This is a genomic window from Microbacterium sp., assembly GCF_036823965.1.
In the GTDB taxonomy this organism is placed as follows: Bacteria; Actinomycetota; Actinomycetes; order Actinomycetales; family Microbacteriaceae; genus Microbacterium.
In genome coordinates this window covers 255,929-273,298 of sequence record NZ_DAITBE010000006.1, presented here as the reverse complement: position 1 = coordinate 273,298, position 17,370 = coordinate 255,929, and the positions used below count along the sequence as shown (strand labels likewise).

The 17,370-nt window shown below is 69.9% G+C and carries 15 protein-coding genes and 1 riboswitch; of the genes, 2 read left to right on the top strand and 13 right to left on the bottom strand.

Going from position 1 to position 17,370, the window contains the following annotated elements; genetic code table 11:
- The first annotated feature begins 436 nt into the window (after window positions 1-436).
- Window positions 437-1,744 carry a CoA transferase gene (locus tag V7Z82_RS12530; RefSeq protein WP_334151878.1) on the top strand — a complete coding sequence of 436 codons (1,308 nt, stop codon included), beginning with the start codon at window positions 437-439 and terminating at the stop codon, window positions 1,742-1,744.
- Here the strand turns inward: V7Z82_RS12530 and V7Z82_RS12525 are convergent.
- Genes V7Z82_RS12525 through V7Z82_RS12510 form a run of 4 tightly spaced genes read right to left on the bottom strand, consistent with a single transcriptional unit; the run spans window position 1,729 to window position 5,442 of the window.
- Complete coding sequence (locus V7Z82_RS12525; protein WP_334151877.1) at window positions 1,729-2,547, bottom strand: DUF4184 family protein; 819 nt, start codon at window positions 2,545-2,547, stop codon at window positions 1,729-1,731. The genes V7Z82_RS12530 and V7Z82_RS12525 overlap by 16 nt on opposite strands.
- A 60-nt stretch (window positions 2,548-2,607) precedes the next feature.
- Window positions 2,608-3,909 (bottom strand): tyrosine--tRNA ligase, encoded by a 1,302-nt coding sequence (gene tyrS / locus V7Z82_RS12520; RefSeq protein ID WP_334151876.1) that lies wholly within the window; start codon window positions 3,907-3,909, stop codon window positions 2,608-2,610.
- Between the two features lie 28 nt (window positions 3,910-3,937).
- Window positions 3,938-4,801 (bottom strand): hypothetical protein, encoded by an 864-nt coding sequence (locus V7Z82_RS12515; protein WP_334151875.1) that lies wholly within the window; start codon window positions 4,799-4,801, stop codon window positions 3,938-3,940.
- Window positions 4,798-5,442, bottom strand: a complete 645-nt coding sequence (locus V7Z82_RS12510) for a SatD family protein (RefSeq protein ID WP_334151874.1) — start codon at window positions 5,440-5,442, stop codon at window positions 4,798-4,800. The genes V7Z82_RS12515 and V7Z82_RS12510 overlap by 4 nt, the downstream gene beginning before the upstream one ends.
- A gap of 59 nt (window positions 5,443-5,501) precedes the next feature.
- On the opposite strand from V7Z82_RS12510, the gene V7Z82_RS12505 reads away from it, so the two are divergent.
- A complete protein-coding gene (locus V7Z82_RS12505; protein ID WP_334151873.1) occupies window positions 5,502-6,092 on the top strand; it encodes a DUF1349 domain-containing protein in 591 nt (196 codons plus the stop codon).
- Between the two features lie 201 nt (window positions 6,093-6,293).
- Here the strand turns inward: V7Z82_RS12505 and argH are convergent, their stop codons facing one another.
- From argH to V7Z82_RS12460, 9 genes are all read right to left on the bottom strand, one after another.
- A complete protein-coding gene (gene argH, locus V7Z82_RS12500; protein ID WP_334151872.1) occupies window positions 6,294-7,724 on the bottom strand; it encodes an argininosuccinate lyase in 1,431 nt (476 codons plus the stop codon).
- Window positions 7,724-8,656, bottom strand: a complete 933-nt coding sequence (gene argF / locus V7Z82_RS12495; RefSeq protein WP_334151871.1) for an ornithine carbamoyltransferase — start codon at window positions 8,654-8,656, stop codon at window positions 7,724-7,726. The genes argH and argF overlap by 1 nt, the downstream gene beginning before the upstream one ends.
- On the bottom strand, window positions 8,653-9,858 hold the full coding sequence (locus V7Z82_RS12490; RefSeq protein ID WP_334151870.1) for an acetylornithine transaminase: 1,206 nt from the start codon (window positions 9,856-9,858) through the stop codon (window positions 8,653-8,655). The genes argF and V7Z82_RS12490 overlap by 4 nt, the downstream gene beginning before the upstream one ends.
- On the bottom strand, window positions 9,855-10,754 hold the full coding sequence (gene argB, locus V7Z82_RS12485) for an acetylglutamate kinase (protein WP_334151869.1): 900 nt from the start codon (window positions 10,752-10,754) through the stop codon (window positions 9,855-9,857). Before argB ends, V7Z82_RS12490 begins: the two co-directional genes overlap by 4 nt.
- Window positions 10,751-11,908: a bifunctional glutamate N-acetyltransferase/amino-acid acetyltransferase ArgJ gene (gene argJ, locus V7Z82_RS12480; RefSeq protein ID WP_334151868.1), complete on the bottom strand. Its 1,158-nt coding sequence runs from the start codon at window positions 11,906-11,908 to the stop codon at window positions 10,751-10,753. The genes argB and argJ overlap by 4 nt, the downstream gene beginning before the upstream one ends.
- On the bottom strand, window positions 11,905-13,017 hold the full coding sequence (locus tag V7Z82_RS12475) for an N-acetyl-gamma-glutamyl-phosphate reductase (protein ID WP_334151867.1): 1,113 nt from the start codon (window positions 13,015-13,017) through the stop codon (window positions 11,905-11,907). Before V7Z82_RS12475 ends, argJ begins: the two co-directional genes overlap by 4 nt.
- Window positions 13,018-13,231: 214 nt before the next feature.
- Complete coding sequence (locus tag V7Z82_RS12470; protein ID WP_334151866.1) at window positions 13,232-15,382, bottom strand: bifunctional hydroxymethylpyrimidine kinase/phosphomethylpyrimidine kinase; 2,151 nt, start codon at window positions 15,380-15,382, stop codon at window positions 13,232-13,234.
- Window positions 15,379-16,224: a hydroxyethylthiazole kinase gene (thiM, locus tag V7Z82_RS12465; protein WP_334151865.1), complete on the bottom strand. Its 846-nt coding sequence runs from the start codon at window positions 16,222-16,224 to the stop codon at window positions 15,379-15,381. Before thiM ends, V7Z82_RS12470 begins: the two co-directional genes overlap by 4 nt.
- Window positions 16,215-16,308: riboswitch (TPP riboswitch) on the bottom strand. Its footprint overlaps the gene before it by 10 nt.
- 37 nt (window positions 16,309-16,345) lie before the next feature.
- Window positions 16,346-17,308, bottom strand: coding sequence for an NAD-dependent epimerase/dehydratase family protein (locus V7Z82_RS12460; RefSeq protein ID WP_334151864.1), 963 nt, complete (start codon window positions 17,306-17,308; stop codon window positions 16,346-16,348).
- Window positions 17,309-17,370: the final 62 nt, after the last annotated feature.

The following is a 17,370-nucleotide window of genomic DNA, read 5'->3' as shown; positions in this document are numbered from 1 at the left end:
CACGACCCAGTCATCACAACCAGGCCCGCAGGGCAACTTCTCTATCTTACCCACCTCCCACGCTTTGTCAAATCAACGCCGACCGGGTGAAGAACCCGGAGACGCAGTCGAACGACCGCAGAAGAGGTGGAAACTCCCATCCTAGACCCGAAGGCCCGAACACTCAACCGAGTGAAGATGAAGGAGGTGGTTCTCCGCTTGAGGGGGGTGAAGCTCTCGGCTCCTCCGCGTCCCTGTGGGGCGAACAAGTAATAAGTTACGTGGGTTCTGGGGTTCTGGCAAATCGGGCCCTACCCCCCGGGCGTGTCGTCGCGCCTCTCCAACGGACTTCCGCCGGGTCAGCACGTGTTTTCGCCCGTGATCGCCGCCAGGAGTACGATCTCGCCATGGTGACCCGCCTCGATTCCAGCCCCAGCACCGACCGCGCGTGCCTCGGATGACGTCGCCCGCTTCCGCCCTCCTGGGCCGCATCCTCACCGAGATCGGCATCCCCTCCCACACCGCCGACATGTCCACCTCCGCATCACGTGTGCCGCTCCCCTCCCGACTCGCCACCGGAGATCTGGCGTGGGCGAGCGTCAGCGCCGCGACGCTCGCGGCCCATCGTGATCCCGGCGCCCTCGACGGCGACCGCATCGCCACCGCCTACCGGAGTGACCGCTTCCTCACGATCGACGGCGCCGCCCCCTCGGTCTGGTCGCCCTACTCCGGGTTCTGGCGCACCGCCGACGGATGGATCCGCACCCACGGGAACTACGCGCACCATGCCGAACGGCTGCGCGCCGGGCTCGGATTCGACGACGTCGCCGACGCGGATGCCGTGGCTCACGCCCTCGCGCGCATGTCAGCGACCGATGCAGTCACGGCGATCACGGCATCCGGCGGTCTCGCCGTGCGCGTCTCCCCCGAACGACCGGAGGTCGATGCGGCACTCCGCGCGACCCCGCTCCTCGACATCCGTCGCCTCGGCGATGCGCCGCACTCCCCCGGACGCAACAGCACCACCGCGGCCGCACCGCTCGCCGGCATCCGCGTCCTGGATCTGACCCGCGTGATCGCGGGGCCCGTCTGCACGCGTACCCTCGCGTTCCTCGGCGCCGACGTGCTGCGGATCGATCCTCCACAGCTCGCCGAACCGGCGTGGCAGCACCTCGACACCGGGCACGGCAAGCGATCCGCACGGCTGGATGCCCGATCTTCCGAGTTCGGCGAGCTGCTCGCCGTGGCCGACGTGATCGTCCTCGGCTATCGGCCGGCGTCGCTCGCTCGGCTCGGGCTGTCTTCTGAGGCACTCATCGAACGGCATCCTGGTCTGATCGTTGCCCAGCTCAGCGCCTGGGGCATGGATCACCCCGATCGGGCGGGCTTCGACAGCCTGGTGCAGGCCGAGTCGGGGATCGCGCTCGTCGAATCGTCGGACGGCGAACGACCAGGCGCACTCCCGGCGCAGGCCCTCGACCACAGCGCCGGCTACCTTCTCGCGGCAGCGATCTCGGCACTCGTCGAGCGCCGCGCGGCGGAAGGCGGCTCCTGGCTGGTCCGCACCTCGTTGCGTCGTGTCGCGGCAGAACTCCTCTGTCTGCCGCGACAGGCCGAAGCGGCCGCCGAGTCCGCTGCCGATCCTGCCGCGCATCTGCGGCGCTTCGACGTCGGCGGCATCGAGCTGATCACCGCAGGACCCGCCCTTCCGGGCGGCGACTTCGCGGCACCCCACCCGTGGGGATCGGATCAGCCCGACTGGTGAACTCGGTCGGCGTGCCCGTTCGCGCGACCGGTCAGTGACAGCACGAGGCAGAGCAGCACGGTGATCGCTCCCCACAGCCCGCACGCGGCAGGCAGCACCCGATATGCCAGGTGCTGCACCGTGAACTCCGTCGTGAACGGGCCGTACAGTGCGTACCCGAGCACGACGGCGGCGATCAGGATCACCGGCAACGACAGCCACCACACGATGCGCACCCAGCGCGGCAGACGCTGAGTCACTGCGGCGCGAGGGTCGGCTGAGCGGAGTCGGAGCAGCGCCCAGACACCGATGCCGACCAGACCGAGCACGCTCGATCCGTGCTGCAGCCACTTGAACCCCTGCAGCGGTCCCCACATCGCGTCGAGCGCTGGGAACAGGCTCACACCCCAGCGACCATCGTGTGTGAAGAGGTCCCAGAGGATGTGCGAGATCACTCCGATGATCAACGACGCGGCGAGCAGCACGGGATACAGCGGGCGTCGCAGCCCGACCCCGACGGCCTCGCCTGCCGCAGCGATGCCGCTGGTCGACCATGCATCGGGCAGGCGGCGGGCCAGCCACGCCGGCGACAGCTCCCCGACCGCCGGGCGCAGCACGACCCGCCAGACGAGGAACAGCACGAACGCGAGCAGCGCCGTCCACACGATGTTCCCGAAGGTGTGGGTGAACGAGTAGTTCAGCCCGACGCCGCGCAGGAACAGCGGCAGGTCCGGCGTCATCGCGCCGATCGCGATCGCCGCCGGAACCAGCGGGGTGCGCACGAACGGCAGCGCGATGATCGCGTGACTCGGGGTGAACGGCATCCGCTCTCCTCAGGGGTCAGCGCGCCGGAGCGCTCAGTGCCGGTGGATCAGGACGGATGCTCAGGCGATGAAGACGCCGGCAAGGGTCTTCTTGCCGCGACGGAGCACGGAGACCCCACCAGGGAGCCCGCCCTGCACCGTCGCCGACTCGTCGTCGACACGTTCGCCGTCGAGCGAGACGCCACCCTGTCCGATCGCACGCCGTGCCTCACCGAGGCTCGACACGAGACCGGTCGAGACGAGCGCCTCGACCACCGGGGTGCCGGCAGCCACCGTCGTGTTCGGCAGCTCCTCGAGCGCGGTCCGCAGCGTCGCCGCGTCGAGCGCGGTCAGATCGCCCTGCCCGAACAGTGCATCGGATGCCGCGATCACCGCAGCGGTCGCATCGATGCCGTGCACCGTCGCCGTCACCTCGAGCGCGAGACGCTTCTGCGCCGCTCGCCGGAAGGGCTCGGACTCGACCAGCGCCGCGTACTCATCGATCTCGGCGCGGCTCAGGAAGGTGAACACCTTGAGCCGGTCGATCACGTCGGAGTCGGCGGTGCTGAGCCAGAACTGGTACATCCGGTACGGGCTGCACATCTCGGCGTCGAGCCAGATCGCGTTGCCCTCGCTCTTGCCGAACTTCGTGCCATCGCTGTTCGTGATCAGCGGGGTGCCGATCGCGTGCGCGGCCACGCCCTCGGCGCGACGGATGAGGTCGGTGCCGCTGGTGAGGTTGCCCCACTGGTCGGACCCCCCGGTCTGCAGCACGCAGCCGTACTGGCGGTACAGCTCGAGGTAGTCCATGCCCTGCAGGATCTGGTAGCTGAACTCCGTGTAGCTGATGCCCTCGTCGGAGTTCAGCCGCGCGGCGACCGCATCCTTCTTGAGCATCGTGCCGACCCGGTAGTGCTTGCCGATCTCGCGCAGGAAGTCGATCGCCGACATCGGCGCCGTCCAGTCGAGGTTGTTCACCATGCGCGCGGCGTTGTCGCCGTCGAAGCTCAGGTAGCGCTCGACCTGGGTGCGCAGACGGTCGACCCACTCCGCGACGGTCTCACGCGTGTTCAGGGTGCGCTCGGCCGTGGGGCGGGGGTCGCCGATGAGTCCTGTCGATCCGCCGACGAGCCCGAGGGGCTTGTGCCCGGCGAGCTGGAGGCGACGCATCGTGAGCAGCTGCACGAGGTTTCCCAGGTGCAGGCTCGGTGCTGTCGGATCGAAGCCGCAGTAATACGTGATCGGGTCTCCGGCGAGAAGGGCGCGCAGCGCCTCCTGGTCGGTGGACACGTGGACGAGGCCGCGCCACAGCAGTTCGTCCCAGACGTTCTCGAACGTGGGATCGATCGCCGGTGCGGCAGTCGTCAGAGCGGTTTCAGACACGCGCTCCAGGCTATCAGCGTGGGGCGGCTCAGCTGTGCGCCGACCACCACACCAGGAAGGCGGCGCCGAGTGCGATGACCCAGCTCACCAGACTGCCGACCAAGAAGTACTCGGCACGTGCGCCGGTCTCGCCGTCGCGCGAGATCTCCGGGAAGCGCACGATGCCCTTCGCCGCCAGCATCGCGGCCAGGATCGGGTACGCGGCGGCGAGCGTGAGGATGAGCACCAGCATCCGCTCGAGCGGACCGATCAGACGACCGCCCTGGAAGGCGTCGCGGCGATCGCGGGCCGGCGCTGGATCCGGCGCGGACGTCGCCGGCTCGAGGATGGACGCTTCGCTGACGGATGCTTCGGGCGCGGATTCTGCAGTCTCGGATTCCGCGGCGACGGACGACGCAGGCTCCGGCCGGGCGGCGACTGCGGGAAGATCCTCCAGCGTCTGGGCTCGCTCGACCGGTCGCCAGGTGTGCTCACCGTCGAGCGCGGCCCGAACCACCAGGTTCGCCGACTCGAGGAGGAAGGCGGTGAGGCCGAGCGTGAGGATCGCGAGGTCGAAGGAGACCTCGCCGAACGGCGAGCGCAGCTGCCACACCTCGCCGATCAGGCCCGCACTGCCGCGGTCTCCGATCCAGATCACCGCCCCGACGCTGATGAGGGCGAGCACCACGGCAGGCCAGAATCCGGCGGGTGACGGACGCCCGTCAGGCATGCACCACACCCATGCGGCACCGGCGACGAGCGCCGCGATCATCGGCAGCACGGCGTCGCTGACACTGCCGAGCAGCAGCAGGAGCACGGCTGTCGCGAGATAGCCGATCCAGCGGATCGGCGCGAACTGACGCACGAGATCGGCCGCGCCGACGGCGAGCAGGATGAATCCGGCGACGATCATGACGTCTCCCCTCGGATCGTCGACAGCCCCTCGATCAGGGCTGCCGCGCCCGCGCTGCGCAGGGACTTCGAGACGCTCGGTTGCGTGATGCCCTCCTGTTCGGCGAGTTCGCTCTGCGAACGGCCGATGAGTCGTCCATAGGTGAGGCGGCGCTCGCGTCCGCTCATCGCTCCGACCAGCTCATCGCGTGCCAGCAGGTACGCGTTGGTGGCGGCGATGACGGTCGGCATGACCTCATCCTGCCCGGGGGCTCCGACAATCCAGGTGCGGGTGCGCGGCACGGCGCGGCCTTCGCGCGCGTGCACGGTCTCGATCGCGGAACGGGCCGCCCACCATCCTGGGCCGTCGGTCAGCGCGCCGTGGGCCGAGTCGACTGCCCTGATCTCCCCCACGCCGACACCGAAGCGGAAGGAGAGCCCGTCCGGAAGCGCCAACTGGATCATGAGCAGCCCGGTGACGGCATCCTCGATGGTGCTGTAGACGCCCTGCTGCTCGTCCCCGACCGTCGGCGTGAGCGACTGCGCGGCGAGCGGGCGATCGGCTTCGACCCGTACGATCGTCTCGTCGAGGATCCCCTGCGCTGCAGTGCGATCGTCGAGCTTGCGAGAGCCCACGATGTCTGCGATCACGGCGACGACCATGACATAACCGTAACACGAATACTTCCGTTTCATGCGTTATTTGGTTATAGTTCTGGATTATGCCTGAATCAGACATCATCCCCTGGACCCAGGGCACCTGGACCACTGCCCCGCAGCACACCTCGGAGACGGACGAGCGCCATCTCGACGTCACCGCCGTCGAAGGCAGCGACGCCTGGCGGCACACCGCGTACGGCTTCGTGCACGACACCGAGCACGCGCTGCTCTCCCCGCTGGCCGTGGGCGAGGCGATGGAGGTGTCGTTCAGGGCGCCGTGGGACGACCAGTTCGATCAGGCCGGCGTCTTCGTGCGCGCCGACCACGAGCACTGGGTGAAGAGCGGCATCGAGTTCGCAGACGGACACCTCGGACTCGGCGCGGTCGTCACCGCTGTGCGCTCCGACTGGTCGGTCGGCTACGTCGACGAGTGGCTCGAGAGCGAGATCACGGTGCGCATCAGCCGGTGGGCGGATGCGCTCATCATCCGCGCGCGAGCCGATGACGGCGAGTGGCGGCTGGTCAGGGTCGCACCGTTCGACGGTGCGGCCGCAGCATCCGCCGGTCCGTTCCTCGCCGCACCGACCCACGCCGGATTCACCGTCCGCTTCACGCGCTGGGCACGCTCAGCAGCCGACGTCGACCTGCACTGACAGGCACCAACCCGGCCCCGACCCCGGCCCCGGCTCCGGTCGACCCGCGAATCGTCAGTGCAGCGAGCCACCAGTCACCCCCGGATCATCCTCGAGGCCGACGGGGATGAGAATCATTGGAGGGGATGACGATTCATGGATGCATCGTCGCGACTTCTTCCGCTGAACGTCGCTGCTTCCGCGAATCGTCCGCGCCCGCCCCTACAGCCCGAGGGCGTGAGCGGCGGCCTGGGCTCGGGTCACGAGCTCGGCCCGCTGCTCGGCCACGCGCACCGGAGCGGTGCCGCCGGCACCGGTTCGGGATGCCACTGATCCCTCGATCGTCAGCACCTCGCGCACTTCGGGCACCAGGTGCGCGGAGACCGACAGCAACAGCTCGTCGGAGGCGTCCTCCAGGCCGATGCCCTGCTCCTCGCACGCGCGGACCAGCGCGCCGGAGATCTCGTGCGCATCGCGGAACGGCACTCGACGCTTCACGAGCCACTCGGCCACATCGGTCGCAAGCGAGAAGCCCTCCGGCGCGAGCGACGCCATCCGCTCGGTGTCGAAGCGCAGGGTCGCGATCATGCCGGCGAATGCCGGAAGCACGACCTCGAGCGTCTGCACCGAGTCGAACACCGGCTCCTTGTCCTCCTGCAGGTCGCGGTTGTACGCGAGCGGCAGTCCCTTGAGCGTGGCCATGAGTCCTGACAGGTTGCCGATCAGGCGACCGGACTTCCCACGGGCGAGCTCGGCGATGTCGGGGTTCTTCTTCTGCGGCATGATGCTCGACCCGGTCGAGTAGCCGTCGTCGAGGGTGACGAAGCCGAATTCACGCGTGTTCCAGAGGATGATCTCCTCCGACAGGCGCGAGAGATCGACGCCGGTCATGGCGGTGATGAAGGCGAATTCGGCTACCACGTCGCGGGCGGCGGTGCCGTCGAGCGAGTTCTCCGCCGGGCGGTCGAGCCCAAGCTCCGAGGCCACGAGCGCTGGGTCGAGGCCGAGCGTGGATCCGGCCAGCGCTCCCCCGCCGTACGGCGAGACACCGGCGCGGCGGCGCCAGTCGACGAGACGCTCGAGCTCGCGCACGAGCGGCCAGCCGTGCGCCTGCAGGTGGTGGGCGAGCAGGACCGGCTGCGCGTGCTGCAGGTGCGTGCGTCCGGGGAGGATGGCCTCGGGATGCGCCTCGGCCTGCGCGACCAAGGCGTCGATGACCCGGAGGATGTCGCGCGCGATCACTCGCGCGTGGTCGATCAGGTACATCCGTACGAGCGTGGCGATCTGATCGTTGCGGCTCCGACCGGCACGGAGGCGTCCGCCCAGCTCCGGTCCGAGCTCGGCGATCAGCGCCTGCTCGAGTGCACCGTGCACGTCTTCATCGCTCGGCTGCGGCAGCAGGGTGCCATCGGCGACCTTGCGCGCCACGGCGTCGAGCCCGGCGTGCATCTGCTGGGCCTCGTCCGGCTCGAGGTAGCCGGCGGCCGCCAGCGCGGTGGCGTGGGCGTGCGAGCCCGCGATGTCGTACGGCGCGAGGATCCAGTCGAAATGCGTCGAGCGGCTGAGCTCGACGAGCTCCGGCGACGGTCCGGTGGCGAACCGAGCACCCCAGAGCGCGCCCTCGTTCGTGCCTTCGTGCTTGTCCGAGGTCATCACGCGTCCTTCTTGCCGAGCAGCCAGACCAGCAGCGCCTTCTGGGCGTGCAGCCGGTTCTCCGCCTCGTCCCAGACCACGCTCTGCGGGCCGTCGATGACGGTGGAGTCGACCTCGTAGCCGCGGTCGGCCGGCAGGCAGTGGATGAAGATCGCCTCGGAGTCGGCCAGCGCCATGGTCTCCGGCGTCACCTTGTAGCCGCCGAGGTCGCGGATCCGCGCGAGCTTCTCCTCCTCCTTGCCCATCGACACCCACGTGTCGGTGACGACGACGTCGGCGCCGGCTGCAGCCTCGACCGGGTCGGTGTAGAGCGTGATCGAACCGCCGGTCTCGGCAGCACGGCGGTCGGCCGCCTCGATCACGTCGGCGCGCGGTGCGTAGTCGGCGGGCGAGGCGATGCGCACGTGCATGCCGGCGGTGACGCAGGCCAGTGCGTACGAGTGCGCCATGTTGCTCTGGCCGTCGCCGAAGAAGGTCAGCGTGAGGCCCTGCAGCTCGCCCTTGTGCTCGCGGATCGTGAGCAGGTCGGCGAGCAGCTGGCAGGGGTGGAAGTCGTCGGAGAGCGCGTTGATCACCGGCACGCGGGTGCCTGCGGCCATCTCCTCGAGTCCGGACTGGGCGTAGGTGCGCCACACGATCGCCGCGACCTGGCGCTCGAGCACGCGAGCGGTGTCGGAGGGGGTCTCCTTGCCGCCGAGCTGGCTGTTGGCGGTCGAGATGATCAGCGGCGTGCCGCCGAGGTCGGCGATGCCCACCGCGAACGACACGCGCGTGCGGGTCGACGACTTGTCGAAGATCACCGCGACGGTCTGGGGACCGGCCAGGCTCTTGTTCGCCCACCGGTCCTTCTTCAGCTCGAGGGCGAGGTCGATGATCTCCGCCTGCTCTGCAGGGGTCAGGTCGTCGTCACGCAGGAGGTGGCGGGTGGTCATGCGGAAACCTTTCCGGGGAGGGATGCCTGGACGTCGGCGAGTGCGGCGGTGAACAGCTCGCGGAACTCGGCCAGCTCGGCGTCGCCGATGGTGAGGGCCGGCGCGATCCGCACCGTGTCGGGGTTCGCTGCGTTCACGATGAGGCCCCGCTCCTGGGCTGCGGCGACGACCTCGCCCGCGACGGGCTCGGCGAGCGCGACGCCGATCAGCAGGCCGCGTCCGCGCACTGCGGTGATCAGCGGGGAGTCGATGTCGAGCAGGATCTCACGCAGCTCGGTGCCACGACGTGCGGCGTTCTCGACCAGTCCGGCGTTCTCGATCTCGGTGAGCACCGCATCGGCGACGGCAGTCGCGAGCGGGTTGCCGCCGAAGGTCGAGCCGTGCGAGCCGGGGGTGAACAGGTCGCTTGCGTCGCCGTAGGTGACGAGCGCCCCGATCGGGAATCCGCCGCCGATGCCCTTGGCGAGCGTGATCGCGTCCGGGGTGATGCCTTCGTGGCTGAACCCGAACCACTCGCCGGTGCGGCCGGCGCCGGTCTGGATCTCGTCGACGATCAGCAGCGCACCGTGCTTCAGCGTGAGCGAGCGCGCCGCGGCGAGATACCCCTCCGGAAGCTCGACCACGCCTGCCTCGCCCTGGATGGGCTCGACGATCACTGCGGCGACGCGGTCGTCGATCGCGGCCTCGAGTGCCTCGATCGTCGCGGGGATGTGCTCGACGCCGCCGGGCATCGGCTCGAACGGTGCACGCATTGCCGCCTTCGCGGTCAGCGCGAGTGAGCCCATCGTGCGACCGTGGAAGCCGTTCTCGAGTGCCAGGATGCGGGGGCGCTCGGTGCCGCCGTGCAGACGGGCGAGCTTGAACGCGGCTTCATTCGCCTCCGCACCCGAGTTCGAGAAGTACACCCGTCCTCCGACCCCGGCACCGGCGAGGCGCTTCAGGCGAGCAGCGAGCGCGAGCTGCGGCGGTGTCGCGAAGTAGTTCGAGACGTGCGAGAGCGTGGCTGCCTGGCGGGAGACCGCTTCGACGAACACCGGGTGCGCGTGACCGAGGGAGGTGACGGCGATGCCGGCGAGGAAGTCGAGATGGCGTCGCCCCTCGGAGTCCCACAGGTAGGAGCCCTCGCCGCGGGTGATCAGCGCGAGGCGAGGCCCCGCGTTGAGCACCAGGTCGCGGCCTGCGTCGTCCTGCCAGATGGTCATCCTGCCACCACTTCCGTTCCGATTCCTTTGTTGGTGAAGAGTTCGACGAGCACCGAGTGCGGCACCCGTCCGTCGATGATCGCGGCAGCGTCCACGCCACCCTCGACCGCCTCGAGGCACGCGCGCATCTTCGGGATCATGCCTGTCTCGAGCTTCGGCAGCATCTCGATGAGCGCCGTCGACGTGAGGTGCGAGACCAGCGAGTCGCGGTTCGGCCAGTCGGCGTACAGCCCTGGCACGTCGGTGAGGATCACGAGCTTGCGCGCATTCAGCGCGACGGCGAGCGCGGACGCAGCGGCATCCGCGTTCACGTTCAGGGAGTGACCGGGGTGGTCGAGGTCCGGCGCGATGCTGGAGACCACCGGGATGCGTCCGGCGGCCAGGTGATCGAGCACCGGGGTCGGGTCGACCTCCACGACGTCGCCGACGCGGCCGAGGTCGACCTCTTCGCCGTCGATCATGACACCGCGGCGGCGTCCGCCGAACAGACCGGCATCCTCACCGCTCAGACCGGTCGCGATGGGGCCGTGCGAGTTGATCTTCGTGACCAGCTGCGGGTTCACCTGGCCGGTGAGCACCATCCGCACGACGCTGATCGCCTCGGTGTTCGTGACGCGGTAGCCGCCCTTGAACTCGCTGGGGATGTCGAGGCGCTGCAGCATGTCGGAGATCTGCGGACCGCCGCCGTGCACGACGACCGGCTGCACGCCGACATAGCGCAGGTACGCGATGTCCTGCGCGAACGCGTCCTGCAGCTCCTCGGAGACCATGGCGTTGCCGCCGTACTTGATGACCACGATCTGATCGCGGAACTTCTTCAGCCACGGCAGCGACTCGATGAGCGTGGTGGCCTTCTGCGCCGCGACCTCGGCGGGCGTGTCCTGGATGTCGGTCATGACGCGTACGCGCTGTTCTCGTGCACGTAGTCGTGCGTGAGGTCGTTCGTCAGGATCGTCGCGGTGTCGTCGCCGACCCGCAGGTCGATCACGAGGTGCGTCGCACGCGGGGTGAGGTCGACCTCCTCACGAGGACGATCAGGTCCGCCGGCCGTGCACACGCGCACGCCGTTCATCCAGACATCGACGTCGTACGGATCGAAGCGGGCTCCCGTTGTGCCGATCGCCGCAAGCACTCGGCCCCAGTTCGGGTCGTTGCCGAAGATCGCGGCCTTGAAGAGGTTGTTCCGCGCAACGGAGCGACCGACCTCGACCGCGTCCTGCTCGGATGCGGCACCGCGGACCTCGATCGTGATGTCGTGGCTCGCACCCTCGGCGTCGCCCTGCAGCTTGACCGCGAGGGCCTGCGAGAGCTCGATCAGCGCGGCCGTGAACTCCTCGAGATCGGGCGCGATGCCGCTCGCGCCGTTGGCGAGCAGCGTCACCTGGTCGTTGGTCGACATACAGCCGTCGGAGTCGAGCCGGTCGAACGTGCGACCGGTGGCCGCACGGAGCGCGGCATCGGCGTCGAGCGGTTCGAGGTCGGCATCCGTCGTGATCACGACGAGCATCGTCGCGAGGCCGGGCGCCAGCATGCCGGCGCCCTTCGCCATCCCGCCGATCGACCAGCCGTCGCGCTGCACCACGGCCGTCTTCGACACCGAGTCGGTGGTCATGATCGCCTGCGCGGCGATGTCGCCGCCGTCGGCGCTGAGCTCGGCGATCGCCTGCGCAGTGCCCTCGAGCACCTTGCCGCGGAAGACCTCGTCGCCGGTGCCGATCAGCCCGGTGGAGCACACGAGCACATCGCCGGCGCTGATGCCGAGGAGCTCGGCGGCCTTCTCCGCGGTCTGGTGCGTGGTCTGGAATCCGAAGCTGCCGGTGAAGCAGTTCGCTCCACCGGAGTTCAGCACGACCGCTTCGACCACCCGGTCGGCGACGGCCTGCTGCGACCAGATGATCGGGTTGGCCTTGGCGCGGTTGCTGGTGAACACCGCGGCGCCGACCTTGCGGGGGCCGCGGTTGACGACCACGGCGACATCGGGCTTGCCGGTGGACTTCAGGCCGACCGCGACTCCTGCCGCCTCGAAACCTGCGGGGGCAGTGACGCTCATGGTGCGACTCCGTTGATCGAGAGGGCGCGGTCCTCGGGAAGCCCGAGCGCGATGTTCATGGATTGGATGGCGGCGCCTGCCGTGCCCTTGACGAGGTTGTCGACGGCGGCGACGACCGTGACGCGGTTCGCGGCCCGGTCGATCGCGAGGCCGATCAGCGCGGTGTTGGCGCCCAGCACATCTGCAGTGCGCGGGAAGCTGCCCTCGGGGAGCAGATGCACGAAGGTCTCGTCGGCATAGGCGCTCTCCCACGCCTCGCGGATCTGCGCATCGGTCACACCGTCGACGATCGGCGCGCTCGACGTGGCAAGGATCCCGCGGGACATCGGTACGAGGACCGGCGTGAAGGAGATGCGGATGCCTGCACCCTGGATCCCTGAGCCTGCACCCTGGGTCCCTGAGCCTGCACCCTGGGTCCCTGAGCCTGTCGAAGGGCCGGATGCCGCGGCGAGCGCCTGACGGATCTCGGGGATGTGCCGGTGCGTGCCGCCGACGGCGTAGGGGTTGGCGCTGCCGAGGATCTCGCTCGCGAGCAGGTTGGTCTTCAAGCTCTTGCCTGCACCGGACGGGCCGACGGCGAGCACCGAGACGATGTCGTCCGCGACGATCACGCCGGCAGCGACGCCTGGCACGAGGCTGAGGCTGACGGTGGAGGCGTTGCAGCCGGGGGCCGCGATCCGGGTGGCGCCGCGAAGGTGCTCTCGCTGCTTGACCCCGCCGGCGAGCAGCTCGGGCACACCGTAGGTCCACGGCTCGTGGAATGCTCCGCCGTAGAACGCGTCCCACGCGCTCTCGGAGGTCAGGCGGTGGTCGGCGCCAGCGTCGATCACGAGCGGGGTGGAGCCGAGCGCGTCGGTGTACTGCCCCGACTGCCCGTGCGGGAGTGCGAGGAAGACGATGTCGTGACCGGCGAGGATCTCCGGCGTGGTGTCCTGCAGCGTCAGTCCGGCGAGCGAGCGAAGGTGCGGCTGGTGCTGGATGAGGGGCTGCCCTGCGTTCGAGTGCGCGGTGACCGTGCGGATCTCGATGTCTGGGTGACCGGCGAGGAGGCGCAGGATCTCGCCGCCCGCATAGCCGGATGCGCCGGAAACGGCGACGGTGTACGTCATGGTTCTACCTTAACGGTCGGGGGTCGGATGGCCGAGGCGGCGACACCGGCACTCGACCGCCGTCAGGCAGGAGCGCAGGGTCGCCTAGAGTCGGCGGTCGGTCCGGCGTCGGCGCACCACGAGGACGCTCGGAGCGAGCGTCGAGGAAGCGGATGCAGCCGAAGGCATGTCGCGACGATAGCGCGCTGTCGGCGGCATCCGCAAATCCGTGACGTCACCCGGCGACGTGCACTTCCCAGGGTGCGCGGAAGAAGTCCCGCTCGAGTGTGCTCGACGCCTCGAAGGCGCGTCGCATCCGTCCACGGGTCTCCTCGTCTGCGACGGCTGCAGCCTGCGTGACGTAGGCGACTGCCTGCACCGTGGCGGCGGAGAATGCCGGGTCGGCGTAGGTGGCGAGCCAGGACGCGTACGGATGCTCGGCATCCCGCGCGTACGCGCCGAACTCCCCCGCGTGCAGCCGCTCCCCGAGATCGGTGTACAGCCAGAAGCACGGCAGGATCGCCGCGACGAGCTCGGCGTATCCCCCACCGAACGCGACCGAGCGCAGATGGTCGAGGTAGGCGGTGGTCACCGGACCCGGCTGCGCGGCGAAGGTCGCGTCGGTGATGCCCTGCGTCGGGTCGAGCCAGGACGCGTGCAGCTCGAGCTCGCCGACGATGGACCCGTGGGCCGAGTCCGCCCAGAACGCCTGCTCCGCCGAGGTCGGCGCCAGTCGCGAGGCCTCGGCCAGCACTCGGGCGTACTCGCGGAGATACAGCGCGTCCTGCTCGAGGTAGCACAGGAACGGAGCCCTCGGCAGCGTGCCGTCGGCGAGCGCGCGGATGAACGGGAGCGCATCGATCTCGGCCCTGGTGTGGGCGATCCCGTCCCACCACTCGGCGGCGACCTCGGCCGCGCTCGCTCGTGTGGTCAGCCCGCCGCGGTCCCAGAGACCGGCGAAGTGGTTGATCGGACCGTGTCCGCGCCCGACCTGGAGCGTCCCGCTCTCGCGCAACGACTCCCGCAGCCAGGTGCGCGAGGCAGCGACGGCCGCCACCGCATCCTCTCCGCGCGCCAGCCGCGTTGCGATCGCGGACGACAGCGAGCAGCCGGTGCCGTGCGTGTTCTCGGTCGCGATGCGGTCGCCGGTGAACACCTGTCGCACGCCGGTTGCAGCGTCGATGAGCGCATCGGGCGCCTGATCCCCTGGCAGATGCCCGCCCTTCACGAGCACGGCGGCACCGGTGCGCTTGGACAGGTCGTCGGCCACCAGGAGTGCATCGTCCCATCCGTCGACCTGGCGACCCGCCAGCACCGCGAGCTCAGCGAGGTTCGGCGTGATCAGGTGCGCACGGGTGAGCAGCTCCTGCAGCGCCGCCTCGGCCGAGGGATCGAGCAGGCGGTCGCCGCTGGTGGCCACCATCACCGGGTCGAGCACGACGATCGGCGGTCGCACCCGGTCGAGCCAGTCGACGACTGCGTTCACGACCTCGGCATCCGCCAGCATCCCGATCTTCACCGCGTCGATCACGATGTCCTCGGCGAGCGCATCCAGCTGCGCCCGCAGGACGTCGACCGGCGGCACGTGCACGCCGCTCACCCCCTGCGTGCTCTGCGCCGTGAGCGCGGTGATCGCCGCCATGCCGTACCCCCCGCTCGCGGCGATCGACTTCAGGTCGGCCTGGATGCCGGCACCGCCGGAGGGATCGCTGCCGGCGATGCTCAGCACTCGGGGGGTGCCGCTGCGGCGCCAGCGTCGGATGAACGCCGCCGCATCCGCACGCGGGTCCTCGGCCGCGCACAGCGCCGAGACGACGGCCAGGCCGGCCGCTCCGGCAGCACGAAGCGTCTCGGTGTCAGCGATCCCGACGCCGCCGATCGCGACGCAGGGCAGCGGACTCGCAGTCACGAACGACCGGAACCCGTCGACACCGAGTGCCGGCGGGTGGTCGGGCTTGGTGCTGGTCGGGCGGATGACTCCGACGCCGAGGTAGTCGACAGTGCCCGGCGGCAGAGCGCGGACGGCGTCGAGGTGCGCATCGCTGTTCGCGGTGAGGCCGATCAGGGCAGTCGCACCGAGGAGTTCGCGAGCACGGACTACCGAGGTGTCGCCCTGACCGAGGTGCACACCGTCGACACGGGCTCCGCGTTCGCGAGCTGTCAGCGCGGCATCCAGCCGGTCGTTGACGACCAGCAGCGCGCGTCCGTCGATCACCCGCGAGAGGTCGAGGAGCTGCTCGACGATCTCCTCGTCGCTCGCATGCTTGTCGCGGAGCTGCACGATGCGCACTCCTCCGTCGACGGCCTGGCGAACGGTCTCGATCACACCGCGGTCCCCGCACAACGCGCGATCGGTGACGAGGTAGAGCGAGAGATCGGCGATCATCGGGTCGTCTCCTCGACGCGCGCGGCAGCGGCCAGCTCAAGCGGCTGCACTGCGGCGAGGGCATCGAGCAGCGCGACGGCGAAGCTGCCAGGGCCGGATGACACTGCTGCCGCCCGTTCGGCGGCGACCGTGTAGACGAAGGATGCCGCGGCCACCGCATCGAGCGGGCGGATCGGTGTGCTGCGGGCGGCACCGAGGAACGCAGCCATGACGGCGCCGAGCGCACATCCACCACCGGTGACGAGGGTCAGCAGCGGGTCGCCGTTGGCGATGCGGATCACGCGTTCACCGTCGGTGAGCAGGTCGACCGGTCCGGACACCGCGACCACGCTGCCGTGGCGCTCGGCGAGCAGGAAGGCGGCCTCGGCCGCGGCATCCGTGCTGTCGGTGGTGTCCACACCGCGTCCACCGCCGCTGAGCCCGGCGAGTGCGAGGATCTCGGAGGCGTTGCCGCGGATCGCGGTCGGCCGCAGGGCAGCCAGCTCGTGCGCGAGCCCGGTTCGCACCGGCAGCGCTCCGATCGCGACCGGATCGAGCACCCATGGGGTGCCCGCCCCTGCCGCGCCCTCCGCGGCCTCGAGGCTCGCGAGCCGCTGCTCGGGCGTCGGCGTGCCGAGGTTCACGAGCAGGCCTGACGCGACGCCGGCGAACAGTCCGGCCTCCCCGGAGATGTCGACCATGGCGGGTGCGGCGCCGACCGCGAGCAGCACGTTCGCGGTGAAGCCGGTGACGACCGCGTTCGTGATGCAGTGCGTGAGCGGCGGCGTCTCGCGCAGCACCTGCAGCAGGCTCGCGGCCTCGGCCACGGTGGAATCGGACGATGGACGCAGACGATCGCTCATTGCGACATCCCTTCGCTAGTACGAACTAGATCAGGTTCGACGGGTCTGTTCTCAGCCGCGGATGCGGCACCCCGTGTCACTCGTGTCGAAGTCTAGCGAGACATCCCACGGCGCCAGGGCGTCAGGCCAGCGCGTCCAGCAGCGCGAGCTCGTCCGGTCGGGTGAGGCCGGCGCGTCGCTCGCGGTCGATGCCACGGGCGCGCTCATCCGCCAGCACGCTGGCGATCGTCTCCGTGATCGGACGCAGCGTGCCCCCGCTGCGGAGATACGCAGCGTTCGACCGCGCCATGAAGCCGGCCATCTCAGCCGGGAGCCACAACGGCAGCGATCGCTCCCCTGCCCAGTACTCGACGCCGTGGTCGAGCAGCCACGGCTCCGCCGCCTCGACCACGCTGCCGGTGTGTCCGGCCGCTTCGCGGATGCCGGCGAGCACCTCGTCGAGCGGATGCCTGTCGCCGATCGCGTCGACGACGCCGGTCAGAGACGTCTCGACGAGGAAGGCTGCAAGATCATCGACATCGATCACCTGGCAGTTCCGCGCTGCGCGCGGTGGCACGAGAACGGGGCCGTCGCCGGCGCGAGCGAATGCCGCGGCCCAGTAGCCGAACCGATCGCTCGGATCACCGTCGCCGACGATGAGCCCCGGCCGTACGATCAGCGCGCGATCGCCGAGCCGACGGACGTGGTCCTCGGCCGCGACCTTCTCGGCGGCGTAGTCGTACTCGTCGCCTGGGCGCGCCGGGGCATGCAGCGGCGCTGACTCGTCCGCGCCGACCGTCGCGTCATCGGCATAGACCGACATCGAGGAGATGAACACCCAGCGGGCAGCCCGCTCCCCCAGCACATCGACCGCGTCGCCGACGTGCGAGGCCCGCGAGGAGATGTCGACGACGACGTCCCAGCCTCCGGCAATGTCGGCATAGGCATCAGCTCGATCACGGTCGCCCTGCACGAGCACCGCGCCGTCGGGAACCGACCGCGTGCCTCGAGCGAGGCACGTCACCGCCGCCCCGGCATCCAGCCATCTCCGGGCGATCCGCCCGGAGAGCCAACCCGTCCCACCGAGGATGAGTACGTTCGTCATGACTCCATGTCACCAGGATCCGCCTCGCGACGGAAGCGCGCTCTACTGACAGCGGAGACGAG

What these genes read in the sequence shown, in the direction of transcription:
- V7Z82_RS12530 (WP_334151878.1), top strand. Translation starts at nt 437, where the DNA reads ATGACGTCGCCCGCTTCCGCCCTCCTGGGCCGCATCCTCACCGAGATC.
- V7Z82_RS12525 (WP_334151877.1), bottom strand. Translation starts at nt 2,547, where the DNA reads ATGCCGTTCACCCCGAGTCACGCGATCATCGCGCTGCCGTTCGTGCGC.
- V7Z82_RS12515 (WP_334151875.1), bottom strand. Translation starts at nt 4,801, where the DNA reads ATGATCGTCGCCGGATTCATCCTGCTCGCCGTCGGCGCGGCCGATCTC.
- V7Z82_RS12510 (WP_334151874.1), bottom strand. Translation starts at nt 5,442, where the DNA reads ATGGTCGTCGCCGTGATCGCAGACATCGTGGGCTCTCGCAAGCTCGAC.
- V7Z82_RS12505 (WP_334151873.1), top strand. Translation starts at nt 5,502, where the DNA reads ATGCCTGAATCAGACATCATCCCCTGGACCCAGGGCACCTGGACCACT.
- argH (WP_334151872.1), bottom strand. Translation starts at nt 7,724, where the DNA reads ATGACCTCGGACAAGCACGAAGGCACGAACGAGGGCGCGCTCTGGGGT.
- argF (WP_334151871.1), bottom strand. Translation starts at nt 8,656, where the DNA reads ATGACCACCCGCCACCTCCTGCGTGACGACGACCTGACCCCTGCAGAG.
- V7Z82_RS12490 (WP_334151870.1), bottom strand. Translation starts at nt 9,858, where the DNA reads ATGACCATCTGGCAGGACGACGCAGGCCGCGACCTGGTGCTCAACGCG.
- argB (WP_334151869.1), bottom strand. Translation starts at nt 10,754, where the DNA reads ATGACCGACATCCAGGACACGCCCGCCGAGGTCGCGGCGCAGAAGGCC.
- argJ (WP_334151868.1), bottom strand. Translation starts at nt 11,908, where the DNA reads ATGAGCGTCACTGCCCCCGCAGGTTTCGAGGCGGCAGGAGTCGCGGTC.
- V7Z82_RS12475 (WP_334151867.1), bottom strand. Translation starts at nt 13,017, where the DNA reads ATGACGTACACCGTCGCCGTTTCCGGCGCATCCGGCTATGCGGGCGGC.
- V7Z82_RS12470 (WP_334151866.1), bottom strand. Translation starts at nt 15,382, where the DNA reads ATGATCGCCGATCTCTCGCTCTACCTCGTCACCGATCGCGCGTTGTGC.
- thiM (WP_334151865.1), bottom strand. Translation starts at nt 16,224, where the DNA reads ATGAGCGATCGTCTGCGTCCATCGTCCGATTCCACCGTGGCCGAGGCC.
- V7Z82_RS12460 (WP_334151864.1), bottom strand. Translation starts at nt 17,308, where the DNA reads ATGACGAACGTACTCATCCTCGGTGGGACGGGTTGGCTCTCCGGGCGG.